Origin of the sequence: Streptomyces milbemycinicus (genome assembly GCF_002154605.1) — a bacterium.
Classification (GTDB): Bacteria; Actinomycetota; Actinomycetes; order Streptomycetales; family Streptomycetaceae; genus Streptomyces; species Streptomyces milbemycinicus.
In genome coordinates this window covers 1-514 of the sequence record NZ_MUNE01001286.1, presented here as the reverse complement: position 1 = coordinate 514, position 514 = coordinate 1, and the positions used below count along the sequence as shown (strand labels likewise).

Annotated in this window: 1 pseudogene; it reads left to right on the top strand. The window is 71.0% G+C overall.

Features of this window, described 5'->3' with window-relative positions:
- A pseudogene (locus CCN51_RS52655) lies at window positions 1-514 on the top strand (beta-galactosidase); the annotation flags it as partial.

Below are 514 nucleotides of genomic sequence, written 5' to 3'. Positions count from 1 at the left end.
CCTGGCCACCCTGCGCCGCATGGCAGAAAACGTCGGCATGCGGGCACCGCTGTGGACGGCGACGGCCTGGGGCGCGGCCGACATCCCGCGCGACACGCTGCTGCCGCTGTACGGCGGTTACCCGGAGGCGTTCTGGGAGGACGCCGAGATCGGTCCGGCGCGGGAGGTGCGCCGCCACTTCTTCTTCACGCCGATCCGTGACGACCACGCCATCGGCGCCGACCTACGCCCCTCAGCGTCCACCGCGACCGGCCCCGACGCCGGCCGCTACCCGTACGCCACCTGCGAGCTGGGCGGCGGCATGGCCATCGCCTACCACCGCAGGCCCATCGTGCCTGCCGAGGACGTCACCTCGCTGGCACTGACCAAGCTGGGCAGCGGTTCGGTCTGGCAGGGCTACTACCTGTACCACGGCTGCTCGCAGCGGGTGGACCTCAAGGAGCCCAACCAGGAGAGCCACGAAACCGGTTACCCCAACGACCTGCCGACGGTCTCCTACGACTTCCAGGCGCCG